Below are 5,152 nucleotides of genomic sequence, written 5' to 3' on the forward strand. Positions count from 1 at the left end.
GTGTGAATCTGGCGCAGCCAGGCGTTTTGCGAATCCCAGGAGTGGTACATCGCCATCGGGCGCTGGGTGATCGCGTTGAGCGGGTATTTGGCGGTGTCGGTGGCTTGCTCTTCAAGCGGCACGTAGTGAAACGGCAGCGGGTCGAAGTAGGTTTCCACCCGTTTGCGCAAGTGGTCTGGCGGCTGTTTGCCGGGCCGTTTGCCCTGCGCAGCGCGTCTAAAGCCCTGCAAAAACTCAGAGTAAATATGGATCACGATCGGGTCTTTGTCGCGCCGGATGCCGACCTGTTGCGCCCAATCCATGTAGCCCTGGTTCCAGTTGCGCATGTACTGGTGTTCCAGCGGCATCGCGTAATGGAAGACGCAGTTGTTCTTTTCGTACATTTCCCACTGTTTGGGGTTGGGCTCGCCGCGCATGGACTTTTCGCCGCCCTTGCCGCGCCAACCGGCCAGAAAACCGATGCCGGAACCGGGCGCAGTTTCGTAGTTGACGATGAAGTCGGTGTAACCCTTGAACTTTCGGGTGCCATCCGCCTGCGTGAAGGCGGGCAGCTTGAGGCGCCCGGCAAGTTCCACCAGCACCTCCTGGAATGGCTTGCATTGCCCTTTGGGCGCCACCACCGGGATGCGCACCGAGTCGGCCGGGCCATCGAATTCGGAGATCGGGCGGTCCAGCATCGACATGCAGTCGTTGCGTTCAAGATAGGTGGTGTCGGGCAGGATCAGGTCGGCAAAAGCGGTCATCTCCGACTGGAAGGCGTCGCACACTACCAGGAACGGAATTTTGTACTCGCCGCTGTGCTCGCCCTCGGTGTGCTTGTCGTTGAGCATGTTGCGCACTTCTGACGTGTTCATGGTGGAGTTCCACGCCATGTTCGCCATGAAGATCAGCAAGGTGTCGATGCGGTAGGGGTCGCCTTTCCAGGCGTTGGTGATGACGTTGTGCATCAGGCCGTGGGCCGACAGCGGGTGCTCCCAGGAAAAGCCTTTGTCAATGCGCACCGGTTGGCCCTGGTCGTCTACAAATAAATCGTCCGGGCTTTCGGGCCAGCCCAGCGGCGCGCCATCCAGCGGCGTGTTGGGTTTGACGGCCTGTGGTCCTTTGGGCGGGCGGGCGTTAGGCGGCACGGCACGTGGGTAGGGCGCTTTGTGGCGGAAGCCCCCCGGGCGGTCGATGGTGCCCAGCATCGACATCAAAATCGACAGCGAGCGAATGGTCTGAAAACCGTTGGAGTGCGCCGCCAGGCCACGCATGGCGTGAAAAGCCACCGGGTTGCCGGTGACCGAGTTGTGGCGCTTGCCCCAGCTGTCGGTCCAGGCGATGGGCAGTTCAATTTTTTGGTCCCGCGCCGTGATGCCCATCTCGTGCGCAAGACGTCGGATAGTGGCAGCCGGAATGCCGGTAATGCCTTCGGCCCATTCAGGGGTGTAGGACTTGACGCGTTCTTCAAGCAACTGAAAAGCAGGCACGGCCGCAGTGCCGTCGGGCAGCTTGAAATGGCCTAGCAGGTGCGGGTCCGCACCCTCAGTGTGGTCGGCCACAGGGCTTTCAGTCAGGCGGTCCCACCACTTGAAGTTGGCTGGGCGTAGCGGGTTGCCTATGTCCGCTTCCGGGTTGCGCAGGAACATGCCGAAGTCGTCGCTGGCCGTATCCTGGTTCACCAGTTGGCCGGCGTTGGTGTAGCGCGCCAGAAACTCACGGTCATACAAGCCGAGCTTGATGAGTTCGTGAATCAGGGCTAGGAGTAATGCGCCATCGGTACCGGGTTTGATAGGAACCCATTCGTCAGCAATGGCCGAGTAGCCGGTGCGCACCGGGTTGATGGAGACAAAGCGCCCGCCGTTGCGTTTGAACTTGCTAAGGGCCGCCTTCATCGGGTTGGAGTGGTGGTCTTCGGCGGTGCCGATCATCACAAACAACTTGGCGCGCTCCAGATCGGGGCCGCCAAATTCCCAGAAGGAACCACCGATGGTGTAGATCATGCCGGCCGCCATGTTGACCGAGCAAAAGCCGCCATGAGCCGCGTAGTTGGGCGTGCCAAACTGGCGGGCAAAGAGGCCGGTGAGCGCCTGCATCTGGTCGCGTCCGGTGAACAGTGCAAACTTTTTCGGGTCTGTGGCGCGGATTTTTTTAAGCCGGTCTTCCAGCATCGAAAAAGCCGTCTCCCATTCGATCTCGTCGAACTGGCCTTCGCCCCGGTCACTGCCCGGCTTGCGCAGCAGCGGCTTGGTGAGTCGGGCCGGTGAATACTGCTTCATGATGCCCGACGAGCCCTTGGCGCAGATCACGCCCTGGTTCAACGGGTGCTCTGGGTTGCCCTCGATGTAGCGCACCTCGCCATTGCGCAAGTGCACGCGTATGCCGCAGCGGCAGGCGCACATGTAGCACGTGGTGGTGCGCATTTCAGTGATGGCGTCGGCCAGCGCCGGGCGGGTCGGATCGTGGAGCGGTGTGGCTGACATGCGAGGGGTGTTTTCGTTTTGAGGCGGAATTTACAAAGTAGCCCTATTAAAGACAGGGGCTCCCGGTCCGTCTATAACCGCCACGGGTAGCCGGATATAACCCGAATGGGTAGCGTTTGCGAATTCGCAAATGACCGAGGGTTTCTACGATAGTTAAGTAACAGTGAATGTATTAGCATGCCAAATACTAAAAAATGAACACGATGCTTGACGCCCCGACCCAGCTGATCCCTGTGCCTGCTACATTGCCCGCGCAGGAGCAGTCCATCGTCTTTGGATTGACCAATGAGTTGGCAGCAGGGACCGATCTGGAGCCCCTGCTGGAACGGTTTCTGGTTTCTATCGTGGCCTTGGCGGGCGCCCAGGCAGGTGCGGTTCGGGTGCTGACTGACGATGGAAAATCCATGCGTCTGGTGGCGCACCAGGGCTTGCCGCATCACGTATTGAGTGCCGAGCGCTTGGTGGCCCGCGACTGTGGCATGTGCGGTATCGCCTCCGGTTCTGATGTGCTGGGTTGGGTAGAAGACGTGAAGACTTGCGCGCGCCACAGCACCGAAACCTATTTCGGTTTGGATTGCAAGAGCGTTCTGGCGATCTCGCTGCCCCACGGCAACGAGGTGCTGGGTATTTACAACCTGTTTTTCGAGGCAGAAGCTCATATTGATCTTCAGACCCAGACCATCCTGCGCCTGATTGGTCAGTTGCTGGGCTTGGCCTTGCACAACGCCCGCATTGAGCGCGAGCGTCTGCGCATGACGGTCATGAAAGAGCGCCAGGATATGGTCAACGAGGTGCACGATGCCATTGCGCAAACGCTGGCCTACGTGAAGATGCGCTTGCCCTTGCTGAGCGATGCCATGCTGGCGCACGATGATGAGCGTTCGCTCAAGTATTTTTCAGATGTCAAAAAAGCCGTGACCGAGGTGCATGACAACCTGCGCGAGGTCATGACCTACTTTCGCACCCGCATGGACCCCATGGGTTTACTGAGTGCCTTGCAAGGCATTGCCGATGGATTTTTGGATCGGACCGGTATTGCCCTTGAAATGAAAAACACGACCCCGAATCTGCACCTGAGCGATCAGCAGGAAGTTCAGGTATTTCATATTGTTCAGGAGGCCTTGGCCAATATTGCCAAGCACTCGATGGCCCGCAGCGCCGTGGTGAAGATCGACAAGACACCGCAAGGACTGGTGTTCCTGATTGAGGACGACGGCCTGGGCATGGACGAGCCATCGGTGTCCACGCTGGTCACGTTGGCGAAAGGGATCGCGCCTAACAATCATTTGGGGCTTGACATCATGCAAAGTCGGGCCAAACGTTTAGGCGGCACTTTGCACGTGGGTCGAAACGACGGCGGCGGAACGCGTGTGCGCCTGTTGCTGCCGATTGACCCCGTCACCGGGGACTTCTCATCATGACCGCCAAGACCCGCGTGATGCTGGTGGACGACCATGCGCTGTGTCGTAGCGGCCTGACCGAGTTGCTGCAGCACCGAGGCAATATGGATGTGGTCGTTGCAACCGGCGATCCGGCACAAGTGGTGCCGATGTTGCGTGAGTACCAGCCCGACTTGATGGTGCTGGACTTGCGTCTGGCCAAAATTGACGGCTTGAGCGTGCTGCGCATGATCCGCGCTGAAGGCTGCGAGACACCGGTCGTGATTCTCACCATGAGCGACAGTGAGGACGATATGTCTGCTGCACTGCGCGCTGGCGTTCGCGGCTATTTGCTCAAGGACATGGAGCCCGAGGAAGTGATTGACGCCATTGGCCGCGCGGCCCGGGGCGAGATGGTGGTGGCCTCGGCCATGATGCTGAAGTTTGCCCAAATATTGCAGACCGGCCCCAAGGGTTCGGTCATGGGCAGCTTGGTGGCTTCACTCACCGAGCGCGAGCGCGAGGTGCTTGACCACGTTGCGCGCGGCCAGAGTAACAAGGTGATTGCCAAGGCGCTCACCATCAGCCACAACACCGTCAAGATGCATGTGCGCCACATCATGGACAAACTCAACTTGCGCTCACGGGTTGAAGCCGCCGTGTTTGCGTTTGAGTACAGCAACTCACCTGAAGGCGTGAAGGCGGCGGGAGATATCAACCTGAAGGTTAAAAGCTGAGCCAGCGTCTGGTCGCGTGCCTGCATGTATGCCTGAATGACCCGTATGGGGTGGCGGCGTAAATTCAAAACAAAATCTGCGGAACATGACTTCGCGCATATTTCAATCCTTTGGCCTGTTTACGCCACCGATCCATACCGACATACTTTGTGGATTCAAACATCCCAAAGGAATAAATCATGAAACTCATTCATATCGCGGTTGTTGCATTTCTCGGTGCATCACTTGCCACCACAGCATTTGCACAGCCTGCTCAGCCTGGGATGGGGCCGGGTTCCGGGATGGGCCCTGGATCAGGTATGGGTCAGGGCGCTGGACAAAATAGCAAAGCTGGACGTTTTGGCTGGAACAATAACAACACTACCGGATGGGCGCTGATGACGGAGGAAGAGCGCGCCGCCAATCAAGCCAAAATGCGCGCTGTAACCACTTACGACGAATGCAAGTTACTCCAGGATGAGAATCACAAGACTATGGAGGCGCGGGCTAAGGAAAAAGGCGTAAAACTGCCGCCGCCGCGCCAGAATGGTTGTAATGTCATGAAGGCTAGAGGTTTTATCAAATAGCCCTCTAG

General features: G+C 58.5%; 4 protein-coding genes. 3 read left to right on the forward strand and 1 reads right to left on the reverse strand.

Features of this window, described 5'->3' with window-relative positions; genetic code table 11:
• Window positions 1–2,462, reverse strand: a 2,462-nt coding sequence (locus WCG50_RS17230) for a molybdopterin-dependent oxidoreductase (RefSeq protein ID WP_336900827.1), incomplete at its 3' end; no start/stop codon positions are given.
• Between the two features lie 194 nt (window positions 2,463–2,656).
• Between WCG50_RS17230 and WCG50_RS17235 the strand changes: the two genes are divergently transcribed.
• From WCG50_RS17235 to WCG50_RS17245, 3 genes are all read left to right on the forward strand, one after another.
• Entirely contained in the window at window positions 2,657–3,883 is a 1,227-nt protein-coding gene (locus WCG50_RS17235; RefSeq protein ID WP_336900828.1) for an ATP-binding protein, read from the forward strand.
• Window positions 3,880–4,578, forward strand: coding sequence for a response regulator (locus WCG50_RS17240; protein WP_336900829.1), 699 nt, complete (start codon window positions 3,880–3,882; stop codon window positions 4,576–4,578). Before WCG50_RS17235 ends, WCG50_RS17240 begins: the two co-directional genes overlap by 4 nt.
• Window positions 4,579–4,757: 179 nt before the next feature.
• Complete coding sequence (locus WCG50_RS17245) at window positions 4,758–5,144, forward strand: hypothetical protein (RefSeq protein ID WP_336900830.1); 387 nt, start codon at window positions 4,758–4,760, stop codon at window positions 5,142–5,144.
• Window positions 5,145–5,152: the final 8 nt, after the last annotated feature.

Source organism: Rhodoferax sp. (assembly GCF_037143375.1).
In the GTDB taxonomy this organism is placed as follows: domain Bacteria; phylum Pseudomonadota; class Gammaproteobacteria; order Burkholderiales; family Burkholderiaceae_C; genus Rhodoferax.